The 13,425-nt window shown below is 70.8% G+C and carries 13 protein-coding genes and 1 pseudogene; 4 read left to right on the top strand and 10 right to left on the bottom strand.

All coding sequences use genetic code 11. From position 1 onward, the window contains the following. Positions 1-30: 30 nt before the first annotated feature. The gene (locus FHR33_RS01020) at positions 31-621 is read right to left on the bottom strand and encodes a TetR/AcrR family transcriptional regulator (protein WP_312895297.1); all 591 of its coding nucleotides are present in this window, start codon (positions 619-621) and stop codon (positions 31-33) included. Positions 622-760: 139 nt separating this feature from the next. Between FHR33_RS01020 and FHR33_RS01015 the strand changes: the two genes are divergently transcribed. Beyond that, positions 761-1,303: a dihydrofolate reductase family protein gene (locus FHR33_RS01015; RefSeq protein WP_183642205.1), complete on the top strand. Its 543-nt coding sequence runs from the start codon at positions 761-763 to the stop codon at positions 1,301-1,303. Positions 1,304-1,604: 301 nt separating this feature from the next. Here the strand turns inward: FHR33_RS01015 and FHR33_RS48840 are convergent, their stop codons facing one another. Then, a complete protein-coding gene (locus FHR33_RS48840; RefSeq protein WP_221240856.1) occupies positions 1,605-1,904 on the bottom strand; it encodes an integrase core domain-containing protein in 300 nt (99 codons plus the stop codon). On the opposite strand from FHR33_RS48840, the gene FHR33_RS48835 reads away from it, so the two are divergent. Together FHR33_RS48835 and FHR33_RS01005 are read left to right on the top strand one after the other, a co-directional pair. After that, on the top strand, positions 1,885-2,142 hold the full coding sequence (locus FHR33_RS48835) for a hypothetical protein (RefSeq protein WP_221240855.1): 258 nt from the start codon (positions 1,885-1,887) through the stop codon (positions 2,140-2,142). The genes FHR33_RS48840 and FHR33_RS48835 overlap by 20 nt on opposite strands. 712 nt (positions 2,143-2,854) lie before the next feature. Beyond that, a complete protein-coding gene (locus tag FHR33_RS01005; RefSeq protein ID WP_183642202.1) occupies positions 2,855-4,294 on the top strand; it encodes a hypothetical protein in 1,440 nt (479 codons plus the stop codon). A 13-nt stretch (positions 4,295-4,307) separates the two neighbouring features. Here the strand turns inward: FHR33_RS01005 and FHR33_RS01000 are convergent, their stop codons facing one another. The 6 genes from FHR33_RS01000 to FHR33_RS00975 are packed head-to-tail and all read right to left on the bottom strand — an operon-like array spanning position 4,308 to position 11,039. After that, a complete protein-coding gene (locus FHR33_RS01000; RefSeq protein WP_183642199.1) occupies positions 4,308-5,051 on the bottom strand; it encodes an ABC transporter ATP-binding protein in 744 nt (247 codons plus the stop codon). Then, positions 5,048-5,974: an ABC transporter ATP-binding protein gene (locus FHR33_RS00995; RefSeq protein WP_312895296.1), complete on the bottom strand. Its 927-nt coding sequence runs from the start codon at positions 5,972-5,974 to the stop codon at positions 5,048-5,050. The genes FHR33_RS01000 and FHR33_RS00995 overlap by 4 nt, the downstream gene beginning before the upstream one ends. 2 nt (positions 5,975-5,976) lie before the next feature. Next, a complete protein-coding gene (locus tag FHR33_RS00990; protein WP_183642193.1) occupies positions 5,977-6,828 on the bottom strand; it encodes an ABC transporter permease in 852 nt (283 codons plus the stop codon). Further along, the gene (locus FHR33_RS00985; RefSeq protein WP_183642190.1) at positions 6,828-7,772 is read right to left on the bottom strand and encodes an ABC transporter permease; all 945 of its coding nucleotides are present in this window, start codon (positions 7,770-7,772) and stop codon (positions 6,828-6,830) included. The genes FHR33_RS00990 and FHR33_RS00985 overlap by 1 nt, the downstream gene beginning before the upstream one ends. After that, positions 7,772-9,382, bottom strand: a complete 1,611-nt coding sequence (locus FHR33_RS00980) for an ABC transporter substrate-binding protein (RefSeq protein ID WP_183642187.1) — start codon at positions 9,380-9,382, stop codon at positions 7,772-7,774. Before FHR33_RS00980 ends, FHR33_RS00985 begins: the two co-directional genes overlap by 1 nt. Before the next feature lie 22 nt (positions 9,383-9,404). Then, on the bottom strand, positions 9,405-11,039 hold the full coding sequence (locus FHR33_RS00975) for an amidohydrolase (protein WP_183642184.1): 1,635 nt from the start codon (positions 11,037-11,039) through the stop codon (positions 9,405-9,407). A gap of 108 nt (positions 11,040-11,147) precedes the next feature. On the opposite strand from FHR33_RS00975, the gene FHR33_RS00970 reads away from it, so the two are divergent. Beyond that, a complete protein-coding gene (locus tag FHR33_RS00970) occupies positions 11,148-11,846 on the top strand; it encodes a TetR/AcrR family transcriptional regulator (RefSeq protein WP_183642181.1) in 699 nt (232 codons plus the stop codon). A gap of 43 nt (positions 11,847-11,889) precedes the next feature. On the opposite strand, the gene FHR33_RS00965 is transcribed toward FHR33_RS00970, so the two are convergent. Next, positions 11,890-12,087, bottom strand: coding sequence for a ferredoxin (locus FHR33_RS00965; RefSeq protein ID WP_183642178.1), 198 nt, complete (start codon positions 12,085-12,087; stop codon positions 11,890-11,892). 73 nt (positions 12,088-12,160) lie between these two features. Beyond that, positions 12,161-13,376 (bottom strand): annotated as a pseudogene (locus tag FHR33_RS00960) (cytochrome P450). Between the last annotated feature and the right edge of the window lie 49 nt (positions 13,377-13,425).

Raw genomic sequence — 13,425 nt, 5'->3', positions numbered from 1 at the left:
ACTCATCCTCCTCGGATGCCGATGATCACGTCAGGGAGTTGCGAAGCGCGTGGCGATCGTTCGGGCTGCTTCGTCGACCGCTCGCGACTGCTCTTCCTTGGTGATCGACCACGTACCGTGCGTGAGGCGCGGCCAGAAGATCGCGGACGCGATCATGCCGAGGAACTGTGCGGATGCCAGATCCGGATCATCGATGTCGGCGCTTCCTGCGGAGTGTGCCTCCCGCAGATAGCGCCCCAGCGCCTGCAGCACAGGCAGCGTGCCGAAGTCGAAGGTCCGCTCGCGCAGTTCGGGGAAGTGGTGCGATTCGGCGATCACGGTTCGCATCAGGGCGACCATGCGAGGACGAGTCAACAGTTCCGAATACGCGCGACCTAGCACCACCAAGCCTGCGTAGAGGTCGCCGGTCGGGATCTCGACCGGTTCCGGAGCCGGCGATCCGCCTGCCGCGAGCACCGTTGCCTCGAAGAGCTCGGCCTTGGTCGGGAACTGCTTGAAGAGCGTCGCCTTGGACACCCCTGCGCGCTCGGCGACACGTGCCAGTGGCGTGCGGTCGTACCCGAACTCCAGGAAGAGCTGCGCGGCGGCGCCGAGGATCGCCTCGCGATTGGTCGCGGCCACCGCACGGTGGTACGAGGAGCGTCCACGTGTCATCCGTTCAGTATCTCATCGAGGTGAGTTCCTTGACTCACCATTACGAACACGATTAGGTAAATAGAGGCGAGTCGATCGACTCACCTCTCGGAGATAGGAGCGGCTTATGGCTACCGTGATCGTCCACGCGACCATCACTCTTGACGGGTTCATGGCAAAGGAGGACGGCGGGGTCGACTGGATGTTCGGCCGACCCTCCACTCCCGAGGATGACGCCGTCGTCGAGACAGTGATGAGCCGGATCGGCGCGGTGGTCGGCGGCGCGAACAAGACCCAGACCATCGAGGACGGCGAGATCCCGTATGGCGGCATGCTGAAGGTCCCGGTCTACCTGATGACCCACAGCGCCCATGAGCCGATCGAGCGCGACGGCACCACGTACAACTTCGTCGTCGACGACATCAACGAGGCCGTCAGGCTGGCCACGCAAGCGGCCGGGGACGGCTGGGTCAGCCTGCTCGGAGGAACCATCTCACGACAGTGCCTGCGGCTCGGTCTCGTCGACGAGCTCCACCTGGACGTTGCGCCGGTCCTGCTCGGCGACGGCATCTCGCTGTTCGCAGGCCTTGGGCGGCACATCGAGCTTGAGCGCCTCGATACATCAGCCTTCGCGAGTGAGGCTCATCTTCGCTACCGAGTCCTCCGTTAGCCAGAGTTGCAGGTCCTCCGAGCTATCGGGTCCGCCACGAGCCCTCGTCACTTCCGGGCCGACAGCGAGCCCGGGATTCCGCGCCCTCCACTGGGAACTCCTGGATCTCCCGTCGAAGGTGAAGCGAGCCAGCCTGTCGGCTCTACGACTCTTGGCGCGAACCGGAAATACCTCGGACAATTGCGATCAATGGTGGATGGCGGCTTGGCACGGGGCAGCCGCTCCGCTCCGGCTCCGATGAGGCAGCCAGGTCGACGGCAGCAGGAATACCAGCCCGGAGGCCGCGTAGATGGCGAGCACGTCACCCGGCCAGATCAGGAACATGTGCAGGAGGCCGATCACCAGAAGCCTCCGCAGGGTCGGGAAGGGCTCGTAACGGAGCGGCCTGGCCCAGGGAACGATGCGGGCGATGCTCATTGAAGTGGGCCTCGTAGATGGCCAGCACGCGTCGTAAGTGGCCGGCGTTGACGATGAGGATCCGATCAAGGAGTTCTCGGCGCAGGCCACCGATCCAGCGGTCGGCGAACGCGTTGGCCCGCCGAGCCCGAGGTGGCGTCTTGATGATGCCGATGCCCTCGGCCGTGAAGACTTCGTCGAACATCGTGGGTGAACTTCGTATCCCGATCGCGGATGAGGAACCTGAACTCCTCCGCCTTGTCCCCCAGCTCGATCATCAGGTTCCTGGCCTGCTGCGCAACCCACGGCCCGGTCGGGTGCTCGGTGACGCCGAGAACATGCACGCGGCGGGTACCGATCTCCATGACAACAAAGCAATAGAGGCGTTTGAACAGCACGGTGTCGCAGTGGAAGAAGTCGCACGCCAAGATCCCGTAGCTTGAGCACGCAGGAACTCACTCCAGGACGGTCCCGCGCGTCGTGGCGCTGGGTCGATGCCAGCCTTCTTCAAGATCAGCCACACCCGTGGAGGCCTATACCGCGTCAAAACTCATCGCACAGAGCCGACCTGCTGGTTCGCCACCTTTACCATGCGGCTCACACCCCGGCGATGGACGCGTGGCGCGCACCGGCGGGTCCGCCGTGCTCGGTCCGTGCTCGTCTATCCCGGCCCGTACCGACAGGCCTGTACCGCGTCAAAACGCATTGCATAGTCTGGTACCAGGCCATGGTCGCCAGTGCCCCTGCCAACGCTCTGCTCGCCGACACTGCCCGGCAAAGCGCCCGCGCTCTCCGCCCGATCACCCCCGCCGGCGTCCGACTGGAGAATATGAGCCAGTTCCTCAACTGCGTCGGCGACGACCTGGTGCGCTCGGCCGGACCGCGCCGCCCCCGTCAACGCCGCCGGCTGACGGCCTCCCGGGGCAGGGCTGAGTCCACGGCGCTCAGCCCGGCCGGAGCCGGGAGTCCCGCTCGCGCGAGGCGACCACCGGCGTCGGCGAGGCCGGGCGGGAGGGCCGGGGACAACCGTCCCGCTTGGGCAATGTCCTCGCCAAGGAGCATGCGGTGGCGGTGTCCGAGCCGGACGGGGCGGGTAGGAGCTGCCCCTCAGCTCGGATCGGAGGCGCGCCTCCTGGCAGCACCCTGGAGTCCACCGTGACGGTCACGCGGCCTCGCATTCTGTCCGGTCTCGGCAGACCACAACGGTTCGCGCCGCGTCCGATCGTCCTGCTCGCGTTGGTCAGCTGCCTGTACGGCCTGGCGCAGCTGCTCCTCGTCTCCCCCCGGCTGGGTATCGGCTGGGACGAGGCGGTCTACGCCAGCCAGTTCTCCTCCCACGCCCCGCCCGCGGTGTTCAGCGCGCCACGGGCGCAGGGGGTGCCGCTGCTGGTCGCGCCGGTGGTGGCGCTGACCGACTCGGTGCTCGTGCTGCGCCTGTACCTGACGGTGATCTCCTCGCTGGCGCTGTTCGGCGCCTTCTCCGTCTGGCTGCGGATCCGGCCGGGCCGGCTGGTGCCTGTGGCGGCCCTGCTGTACGGCAGCAGCTGGCTGTCGCTCTTCTACGGCAACCAGGCCATGCCGAACGGGTACACCGCGCTGGCCGCCGTCGCGGCCGTCGGCTTCCTCCTCCTTGGCGAGCGGTCCCGCCTGGCGCCGGTGGGGCTGGCGGGCTCGCTGGCCGTCATGTCGCTGATGCGGCCCTCGGACGCGCTGGTCGCCGCGGTGCCGCTGGTCGTCACGGCGATCGTCGGCCTGCGTGGGCGCCGGATCGTCACGCTGTCGGCGATCGCCGTGGGCCTGGCCGTGGGCTGGGGACAATGGGCGATCGAGGCGCAGTTGCGGTTCGGCGGGTTCGTCACCCGGCTCAAGGACGCGGGCGAGCACAACAGCACAGGCTGGAACGTGTCGATCGTCGAGCACGCCAGGGCGCTGGACGGCCCGACGCTGTGCCGGTTCGGCGCCGAGTGCGGCGCGGTGTCGCCGGTGGCCCTGACCTGGTGGCTCGCGATCCCGGTGATGACCGCGCTGGGCCTGTGGTCGGCCGCGCGCCGGCGCCACCTGTTCCCGATCGCGCTGGCCGCGGTCACCGGCCTGGCGATGGCGCTGCCCTACCTGTTCTACGTGGACTACGCCGCGCCCCGGTTCCTGATGCCCGCCTACGCGCTGCTGTCCTTGCCGATCGCGGAGGCCGTCGTGACGGGGACGCGGCTGCGCCGTCCGGTCGCGGCGGTGGTGATCGCCGGGCTGGTGGCGCATGTGGCGCTCCAGGGCGCGTACGCCTACCGCATGGCCGCAGTCAACCATCGCGACCGGGAGGCGATCGACGCGGCCGTGCGGGAACTGCGCCGGATGGGGGTGCGCCCGCCCTGCATGATCTACGGCCAGTCGGGCGTCCAGATCGGCTACCACCTCCGCTGCCACTCCCAGGGCATCATCCAGCGTTTCGCCCAGCGCCCCCCGCTCCGCATCCGGCAGGCGATGGAGCGAGGAGAGCAGGTGGTGGTCGTGTACAAGAACCTCAGGCTGCCGTCGTACGTCATGACGTGGCGTGAGGCCGACCTGCCTGGCCCCTGGAAGGCCCGCTTCCCAGGCTGATCCCGGCCGCCGCCTAGAAGGCGTGCCGTGGCACGGAGTCCAGCAGGAGCCGCGTGTACTCGTGCTCGGGCGCGGTCAGCACCCGAGCCGTCGGCCCCGATTCGACGATCCGGCCGCGCCGCATGACCGCCACGTGGTCGGTGACGCAGCCGACCACGGCCAGGTCGTGCGTGATGAACAGGTAGGAGACGCCGCCGGCCGCGCGGATCTCGGCCAGCAGGCCGAGGATCTGCGCCTGGACCGAGACGTCCAGCGCCGCCACCGCCTCGTCCAGCACCAGCACCCGTGGCCGGACCGCCAGCGCCCTGGCGATCGCGACGCGCTGCCGCTGCCCGCCGGACAGCTCCCTGGGCAGCGCCGCCGCCTCGCGCGGGCCGAGACCGACCCTGTCGAGCAGCTCGGCGACTCTCGGCGCGCTCGGCTCGCCGGGAAAGTGCAGGCGCAGGACCTCGGTCAGGGACTCCCGTACGGCAAGGCGCGGGTCGAGCGAGCCGAGGGGATCCTGGAAGACGATCTGGATCAGCCTCGCCCTGTCCCTGCGGCCGAGCGTCGCCAGCGGCCTGCCCGCCACGAGCACCCTGCCGGCGTCGGCCCGCTCCAGGCCGAGCAGCAGCCTGGCCGTGGTGGTCTTGCCCGAGCCCGACTCTCCGACCAGGCCGAGCGAGCCGCCCTCCGCCAGGTCGAAGGAGACCTCGTCCACCGCGGTGAACGTGCCGTAGCGCTTGCGCAGGCCCCGGACTTCGAGGTCGATGTTCACAGTTCCGCCTTCACACAGGCCACCCCGTCCACCAGGGGCGGGGCGGCAGCCGTACAGGAGTCCATGACGTGCGGGCAGCGAGGGGCGAAGCGGCAGCCAGGCGGCGCCGACAGCAGGTCCGGCGGGCGTCCGGGGATCGCGGGCGGCAGCGTGCCCAGCGCGGAGACGCGCGGGGTGGCGGCGAGCAGGCCTGAGGTGTAGGGATGGCGCGGCTCGGCGAACAGCCGCCGCGTCAGCCCCGTCTCCACGATCCGTCCCGCGTACATCACGTAGACGCGGTCGCAGATCGTCGCAGCCAGTTCCAGGTCATGGGTGATGAACAGCATGCCGGTCCGCATCCTGGCGCGCAGGTCGCGCAGTAGGCCGATGATCTCGGCCTGGGTGGTCACGTCCAGCGCGGTGGTCGGCTCGTCGGCCAGCAGCAGCCGGGGCTCCCCCGCCAGGGCCGCCGCGATCACCACGCGCTGGAGCATGCCGCCGGACAGCTCGTGAGGGTACTGGCGCACGCGCCGCTCCGGCTCGGACAGGCCGACCAGTTCCAGCAGCTCGACGGCCCTGGACCTGGCCGCCTTGGCGCCGATCTCCTCGCGGAGGATCTCGGCGAGGAAGTCGCCGATCCGCCGGAAGGGGCTGAGCGCCGCGCGCGGATCCTGGTAGATCATCGCGGCCGAGTGGGTCCGATGGCGGCGCAGCCCCGCAGGGGACATGGTCAGCACGTCGGCGCCGTCCATCCGGATCTCGCCCGAGATCTGCGCGTCCTTCGGCAACAGGCCGAGGACGGCCCGCGCCGTCAGGGACTTGCCGGAGCCCGACTCGCCGACCAGGCCGACGGTCTCGTTCGCGGCCACGGTCAGCGAGATGTGGTCGATCGCCGGGCGGGCGGTGCGCGGGAGCCGTACGGCGAGCTCGTCGATCTCCAGCACGGTCACCTCCTGGAGACGCGGTCGGCGAGGCTCTCGCCGACGATGTTGAAGGCGATCACGCTCAGCACGATGGCCAGGCCGGGTACGAGGATCGGGCCGAGCGCGCCCTGCAGCACGGCGGACTGGCCCTCGTTGATCATCGCTCCCCAGTCGGCGGCCGGCGGCTGCACGCCCAGGCCGAGGAAGGCGAGTCCGGCCAGGTCGAGCAGGGCGTAGCCAAAGTTGATCGTGGACTGGGCCAGGATCACAGGGGCGATGTTCGGCAGCAGGTGGCGCAGGCAGATGGCCAGGCCGCCGAAGCCCAGCGCCCGGTAGGCGGCGATGTAGGGACGGCCCATCTCGCCTCTGGCCACCCCGCGGACCAGGCGGCCCACGAACGGCGTGTAGGCGACGGCAAGGGTGATCATGGGGCCGATCTGGCCGGGGCCGTACATCGCGACCACCAAGATCGCCAGCAGCAGGCCGGGGAAGGCGAAGACCAGCTCCATCGATCGCGACAGCGCGGTGTCGACCCAGCCGCCGTGCCAGGCGGCGGTCAGTCCGACCAGGACGCCGAGCACCGTGGAGATGGCCACCACGCCCAGCGGTCCGAGCAGGCCGGTCCTGGCCCCGTAGATCACCCGGGAGAGCAGGTCGCGGCCGGAGGCGTCGGCGCCCAGCAGGTGGTCGCCGCCAGGTCCGGCCAGCGCGGCCGACAGGTCGACCGCGTCGGGGTCGGCCGGGGCGATGAGCGGGGCCAGCGCGGCGGCCAGGACCAGCAGCGCGATCACGGCGAGCGCGGCCCTGAGCAGGCCGCCACCCCTGCCCCTGCCGCCGAGACGGCGCAGTCCCGGCCTGACGGCGAAGGTCTCCATCAGCTCACCGCTCCCAGTCGCACGCGCGGATCGGCCAGCGGCGCGAGCAGGTCCACCACGAGGTTGGCGAGCACGAACACCGCCACGGTCAGCAGGGTCAGCGCCTGCACGACGGGGAAGTCCTTGACCGTCACCGAGTACTGCAGCAGCTGGCCCAGGCCGTTGACCCCGAACGCGGTCTCCACCAGCACGGTGGAGACCAGCAGGCCTGGCACGAGCAGGCCGCCGTAGGTGAGCGTCACGGTCATGGCGCCGCGCAGCACGTGCCTGCGGACGATGGTCGGTTCGGGCACGCCCCTGCCGCGGGCCACCGTGACGTACTCCTGACCCAGCTGGTCGATCATCGCCGTGCGCGACACCCTGGACAGCACTCCGGCGAAGGTGAGCGCGAGGGCGACGGCGGGCAGCGCGAGGTGGTGCAGCCGGTCGGCCAGTCCCTCCCCCGCGCCGATGGAGGGGAACCAGCCGAGCTTCACCGAGAAGAGCGCGATGAGCACGAACCCCAGCACGAAGGAGGGCGTGGCGACCGCGACCGAACTGCCCACCAGCACCGCCTTGTCGACCGCGCCTGGCCTGGTCGCGCTCCAGACGCCGAGCGCCACACCGAGGATCATGGTGAGCGCGAAGGCCATGGCGATCAGGGTGAGCGTGATGGGCGCGCGGGAGGCGATCAGCCCGCCGACGTCGGTGCGGAACTGCACCGAGCGGCCGAAGTCGCCGGTGAGCACGCCGCCGATCCAGTGCAGGTACTGCACGGGCAGCGGGTCGTCGAGCCGGTACTGCGCGCGGATGGCGGCGATCGCCTCGGGGGTGGCCGACCGCCCGCTGAGCAGGAAGGTGGCAGGGTCGCCAGGGGCGAGCTGGAGGGCGCCGAACACCAGGACCGAGGACGCTCCCAGGATCGCCGCCATCCCGGCCAGCCGCCACAGCAGGAATCCGGCCATCAGCCCGCCGCCCCGATGTCGGCGGCCCACGGGTAGTAGAGGTAGGAGATGCTGGTGGGCGCCCCGGTGATGCGCTTGCCGAGGAACATCACGTTGTCGAGGTCGGCCAGCGGGATCCAGGGCAGCCGCGTGGCCACGCTCTCCTGCAGCTTCGCCGTCAACCGCGCCCGCTCGACCCTGTCGAACTCGCCTTCGGCCGCGTCGACGAGCTTGTCGTAGGCGGGGTCGGAGAAGCCGCCGTAGTTCTCGAACTGCCCCGTCTGGAACAGGCCGTAGAGCTCCAGCGGGTCGGTGGCCGACAGATACCAGAACGTGGGGAACAGGTCGATGCCCTTGCGCGCCTCGGGGTCGGAGAACAGCGCGGTGTAGGCGTCGGGGGCGACGGTTCGCACCTCGGCCGCCAGCCCGATCTCCTTGGCCGCGGCCTGCACCGCGTTGGAGATCACCGGGAACTCGGGCGCCGCGTTGGAGGTGGCGATCACGATTTTCCTGCCCTGCGCCCCTGCCTCGGCGACGAGCCTCCTGGCCGCCTCGACGTCTCGCCTGACGGCGGGCGCGGCGGGTCTGGCGTCCGCCGCGTTGCGCCAGGCCTGGACGGGACCCGGCACCAGCGTGGGTGCGCTGTGCTCGCCGAGGGCGGCCTTGACCAGGCCCTGCCTGTCGATGGCCAGGGACAGCGCCTGCCGTACCCTCACGTCGGCGAGCGTGCCGGCGTTGAGGTCGGAGACGATCAGGTTCGCGGTGGTCAGGTTGGGACCGGCGTAGACGGTGCCCGCGCCCGAGGAGCGCAGCCGGGCGACGGAGGCGGCCGGGATCATGTAGCCGCCGTCGGCCTCACCGGTCACCAGGGCGTTGGTCCTGGCCGCCGTGTCCGGCACGAAGGTGAAGGTGACCTTGCCTGACCTGGCCCTGTCACCCCAGTAGCCGTCGAAGCGGTCCAGCTGGATCGACTGGCCCTTGGTCCAGGTGCCGAGCTTGAACGGTCCTGTGCAGTCCAGGCCGCCGTCGGCGGTGCCGAACGCCCTGCCCCGCGCCTTGAGCGAGGCCGCGCTGACCACCGTGCCCGGCGAGGCGCCCATCTCCAGAGCGAACAGCGCGTCGGGTCTTCTGAACCTGACGGTCACCTCCATCGGGCCGGTCTTGGTGATCGACTGGACGTTGCGGAAGCTGGAGACCCAGTAGGAGCCGACTTTCTCGTCGAGGTGCCGGTTCAGGCTGGCCACCACGTCGTCGGCGGTCATCTCGGCGCCGCTGTGGAAGCGCACGCCCTTGCGGATCGTGTAGACGAGGGTCCTGGGATCGCGCTGGACGGCCTTCTCCGCCAGGCCCGGCTCCTCCTTGAGGTCCGGTGTCCAGCGCATGAGGCTCTCGCAGACGTTGGACAGCACCATGTTCTGCGGATAGTCGAAGGCGTGGACGTAGTCGAGAGTCGGGGGCTCGGCGTAGGAGACCCAGGTGAAGGCGTCGATGTCGCCCTTGGGCTCGGGGGTGCCGGAGCTCAGGCCCCCGCCGGGCGGGGGCGCCGCGGTCCCGCCGCCGCCCCCGCCGCATGCCGCCACCGTCACGGCCAGAGTGAGTACGGCGAGCGCTGTTCGCAGTCGTAGGCTCATGAGTCACGCCTTTCAGAGGTTGTCAGGCTTGGTGGACGAGCCGGCCCTCGACATAGGTCCTGACGACCCGGGTCGAGCCGATCTCCTCGGGCGGCCCCGCGAAGGGGTCGCGGTCCAGCACCACCAGGTCGGCGTACTTGCCTGCCTCGACCGTGCCGGTGACGTCCTCCAGGTGGTTGATCCAGGCGCTGCCCGCCGTGTAGGCGGTGAGCGCCTGAGCCAGGGTGAGCGCCTGCTCGGGCAGGAACGGCTCGCCGGGCTCGCCTTCGGGCACCGTCCTGTTCACCGCGACGTGCGCGCCCCACAGCGGGTCGGGGCTGCTCACCGGCCAGTCGCTGCCCGCGACCAGGCGGGCGCCCGCGCGCAGCAGGTCGCCGAAGGGGTACTGCAGGGCGGCGCGCTCTCGCCCGAGGAACGGGATGGTCAGCTCGTCCATCTGGCGTTCGTGCGCCGCCCACAGCGGCTGGAGGTTGGCGGCGGCGCCCACCTGCGCGAACCTGACGATGTCGGCGGGGTGAACGACCTGCAGGTGCGCGAGGTGGTGACGGTTGTCGTTGACGCCGTTGGCCGTCCGCGCGCCGGCCAGCGCGTCGAGCGCCTCCCTGACCGCGCGGTCGCCCAGCGCGTGGAAGTGGATCTGGAAGCCGAGCGCGTCCAGCCGGTGGACCGCCTCCCGCAGCAGGCCGGGCTCCACGAAGCTGATGCCGCTGTTGGCGGTCGCGCAGCCGCAGCCGTCGAGGTACGGCTCCAGCATCGCCGCGGTGAAGTTCTCCGCGACGCCGTCCTGCATGATCTTGACGGTGGTGGCGTTGAACCGGCCGACCTGACCGGTCCTGCGCCGCTCGACCAGGTCGGGGATCTGTTCCAGGCCGCGCTCGCGGTCCCACCAGAGGGCGCCGACGACGCGGGCCAGCAGCGTCGACTCGCCGGCGGCGCGGAGGTAGGCGTCGTAGTTGTCGGGGTGGCCGGGGAAGGCGCCGATCATGGCGTCCTGCCAGCCGGTGACCCCCATCGAGAACAGGTGGGCCTGACCCGCGAGCAGACCGGCGTAGGCCTCCTCGGCGGTCGCCACCGGCACGTGCCCGCTCACCAGGGTCATGGCCCCCTCGTGCAGGGTGCCCTGCGGGGTTCCGTCCGGCTCCCGCTCGATCCGGCCGTCCACGGGATCGGGCGTGTCACGGTCGAGACCGGCCAGCCGCAGGGCCAGGGTGTTGGCCCAGGCGCCGTGCCCGTCGCGGTTGGTCAGCAGCGCGGGCCTGTCCGGCACCACCTTGTCGAGCAGCTGCCTGGTCGGGGTGCCGCCGGGGAAGACGTCCATCGACCAGCCGCCGCCGTGGACCCACGTCCTGTCGGGGTGCGCCTCGGCGTAGGCGGCGATCACCGCGAGATAGCCCTCGACGCTGTGCTCGGCCGACAGGTCGCAGCGGAGCATCTGACCGCCGCCGAAGGCCGGGTGGACGTGGGCGTCCTGGAAGCCGGCCATGAGCAGCCCACCGGCCAGGTCGACCACCTCGGTGTCGGGGCCGGCCGAGGCCCGCACCGTCTCCTGGTCGCCGACCAGCAGGACGCGCCTGCCGCCGACCGCGACCGCGGCCTCGACGGGGGCGTCGGCCGTGCCGGTGAAGACCCGCCCGCCGATGAAGATCGTGTCCACCATGACAGCACCTTCCGCTCACGCAGTGTTGGGGAGGAGTGAACGCGAGCGCAACATAGATGTCAACAGTGTTGCGCTACGTGGAGACCGAACCGATACACTGGTGCGATCATGGCGAAGACACCTGTGAGGACCAGGCGCTCGGGCAGCCAGCTCAGTCCCGAGGCCATCATCGAGGCCAGCCTGCGCATCGCCGCCAGAGGCAGCCAGGACGCGTTCACCGTGCGCCGCCTGGGCGAGGAGTTGGGCGCCGACCCCACGGCGATCTACCGGCACTTCCGCGACAAGGACGAGCTGCTGCTGTCGGTGGCCGACCGGGCCTACGGCGAGATCCTGGAGGGCATTCCCGACGGGCTCGGCTGGAAGGACCGGCTGCGGGCCCTGGCCGACGGCTCGTTGCGGGTGGCGCTGAAGTATCCGGCGGTGGCCTCCATCACCGCCAGCCGCACCACCAGGCGGATCAACGAGTTCAGGCTCGTCGAGTTCATCCTCGGGGCGGTCACCGAGGCGGGGCTCGACGGCGCCGACGCGGCGCTGTACTACCGGGCGGTGGCCGACGCCCTCCTGGCGTACGTGGGCCAGTCGGCCGCCTACGTGCTCTTCGCCCCCGAGATCAGGGCGGGCGACGAGTCGTCATGGGCGCGGGAGTACCGGATGGTCGACCCCGCGCGCTTCCCGGGGATCGCCCGCCTCGGCACGGAGCTGGCGCAGGTGAGCGCCGAGGCGGTCTTCGACGTCAGGGTGGAGGCTCTGATCGCCGCCATCGAGGCCAGGGCCGCGTCGCCGTCCGAGGACGCGACGCGGACCTGACGTGCGCGTCCGGGCGCCATACGCCCACGAGTGCCGACCGGGCTCACGGCTCCACGAGGTGGATGGCGGCGGCCGGGCAGACCGCGGCGGCTTCGCGGACCGCCTCGTTCAGGGCCGGCGCCGGCGTCTCGGCCAGCAGCACCACGATGCCGTCCTCGTCACGCTGGTCGAAGACGCCGGGCGCGATCAGCACGCACTGGCCGGCGCCGCAGCACTTGGCCTCGTCCACGGTGATGCGCATGCCGGACTCCTCTCCGGTGGCCGGGGCCTGACGGTGTGACCCGCCCGGCCCGTAGGGGCTGCTCACCGCCTGGTCACCACCGCACCGGGATCTCGCGCAGCCCGCCGATGGCGAGCCCCTCCACGCGCTGGAGCTCCTCTGCGGGTACGGCCAGCTCCAGCGACGGCAGCCTGCGCAGCAGCACTTCCAGGACGACCTGAAGCTCGGTGCGGGCCAGCGCCTGGCCCAGGCAGGAATGGGGGCCGGCGCCGAAGGCCAGGTGCGGGTTGGGGCTGCGGCTCAGGTCCATCTCGTCCGCGCCGTCGAAGACGCTCTCGTCGCGGTTGGCCGCGGCCATGCTGCACACCACGGTGGTACCGCGCGGCAACACCGTCCCGCCGACCTCGCTCTCCTCGCGCAGGTAGCGCGGCATGCCAAAGCCTGCGTTGGCGTCGAAGCGCAGCGCCTCCTCCACCGCGGTGCGCACCAGCGACGGGTCCGCCAGCAGCCGCTCCCAGCGGGTACGGTCGGCCAGCAGCATGCCGACCATCTTGCCGATCATGTTCGCCGTGGTCTCGTGCCCTGCGACCAGCAGCCCCATGCCGGTGGCCAGCAGCTGGATGTCGGACAGCCCGCCGTTGTCGGCGTCCCCTGCCGCGATCAGCTCGCTGAGCAGGTCCTCACCCGGCTCGGCGCGCTTGGCGGCGATGTGGCCTGACATGTACTGCACGAACTCGGCCTGCGCCGCGTCGATCTCGGCCTGGCCGTAGCGGGTCAGGTTGAGCAGCGTGTCGGACCAGTAGGCGAACCGGTCCCGGTCGCCTGCGGGCACGCCGAGCATGTCGCAGATCACGTAGACCGGCAGCGGGAAGCCCAGGGCCGGCCCTGAGCTCTCCCGGCTGGCCGCGCTCGAGCATGTCATCGATGAGCTGTTCGGCCATCTGCGTCATCGCCGGCCGCAGGGCGGTCATCCGCTTGGCCGTGAACCACTTGCCGACCAGGCGCCGCCACCGCTGGTGCTCCTCTCCGCTGTCGGGGATGATCTGCGCCATCTCGCTGCTGAACAGCCCGCCCGACTCGTCGGCCGACAGCCTTGCCGCGTCGTCGGCGTTCAGCAGCCGGGTGAAGCGCGGATCGGCCAGCACCTGCCTGACGTCCTCGTACCGCGTGAGCAGCGTGGCCTGGTCGCCGCTGGGCAGCTCCACCGGGGCCACCGGGCACTGCTGTCGCAGCTGCGCCCATTCGGCCGGCGGCTCCAGCGCCGTCTCGCTCGGGATCGGGTAGTTCAGGACCTGCTCGTTGTGGCTCATTCGGTGTCTCCTCGGAACGGATCGTGTGTCGTCACCGGGATCTGCTTCG

The sequence above is a fragment of the Nonomuraea dietziae genome, assembly GCF_014195505.1.
Taxonomy (GTDB): domain Bacteria; phylum Actinomycetota; class Actinomycetes; order Streptosporangiales; family Streptosporangiaceae; genus Nonomuraea; species Nonomuraea roseola.
This window is presented reverse-complemented; position numbering and strand designations above follow the sequence as displayed.

Bases quoted from the DNA above. Each gene is read 5' to 3' on its own strand.
- FHR33_RS01015 (WP_183642205.1), top strand. From the start codon at position 761: ATGGCTACCGTGATCGTCCACGCGACCATCACTCTTGACGGGTTCATG.
- FHR33_RS48840 (WP_221240856.1), bottom strand. From the start codon at position 1,904: ATGTTCGACGAAGTCTTCACGGCCGAGGGCATCGGCATCATCAAGACG.
- FHR33_RS00990 (WP_183642193.1), bottom strand. From the start codon at position 6,828: ATGGAGACCTTCGCCGTCAGGCCGGGACTGCGCCGTCTCGGCGGCAGG.
- FHR33_RS00985 (WP_183642190.1), bottom strand. From the start codon at position 7,772: ATGGCCGGATTCCTGCTGTGGCGGCTGGCCGGGATGGCGGCGATCCTG.
- FHR33_RS00980 (WP_183642187.1), bottom strand. From the start codon at position 9,382: ATGAGCCTACGACTGCGAACAGCGCTCGCCGTACTCACTCTGGCCGTG.
- FHR33_RS00975 (WP_183642184.1), bottom strand. From the start codon at position 11,039: ATGGTGGACACGATCTTCATCGGCGGGCGGGTCTTCACCGGCACGGCC.
- FHR33_RS00970 (WP_183642181.1), top strand. From the start codon at position 11,148: ATGGCGAAGACACCTGTGAGGACCAGGCGCTCGGGCAGCCAGCTCAGT.
- FHR33_RS00965 (WP_183642178.1), bottom strand. From the start codon at position 12,087: ATGCGCATCACCGTGGACGAGGCCAAGTGCTGCGGCGCCGGCCAGTGC.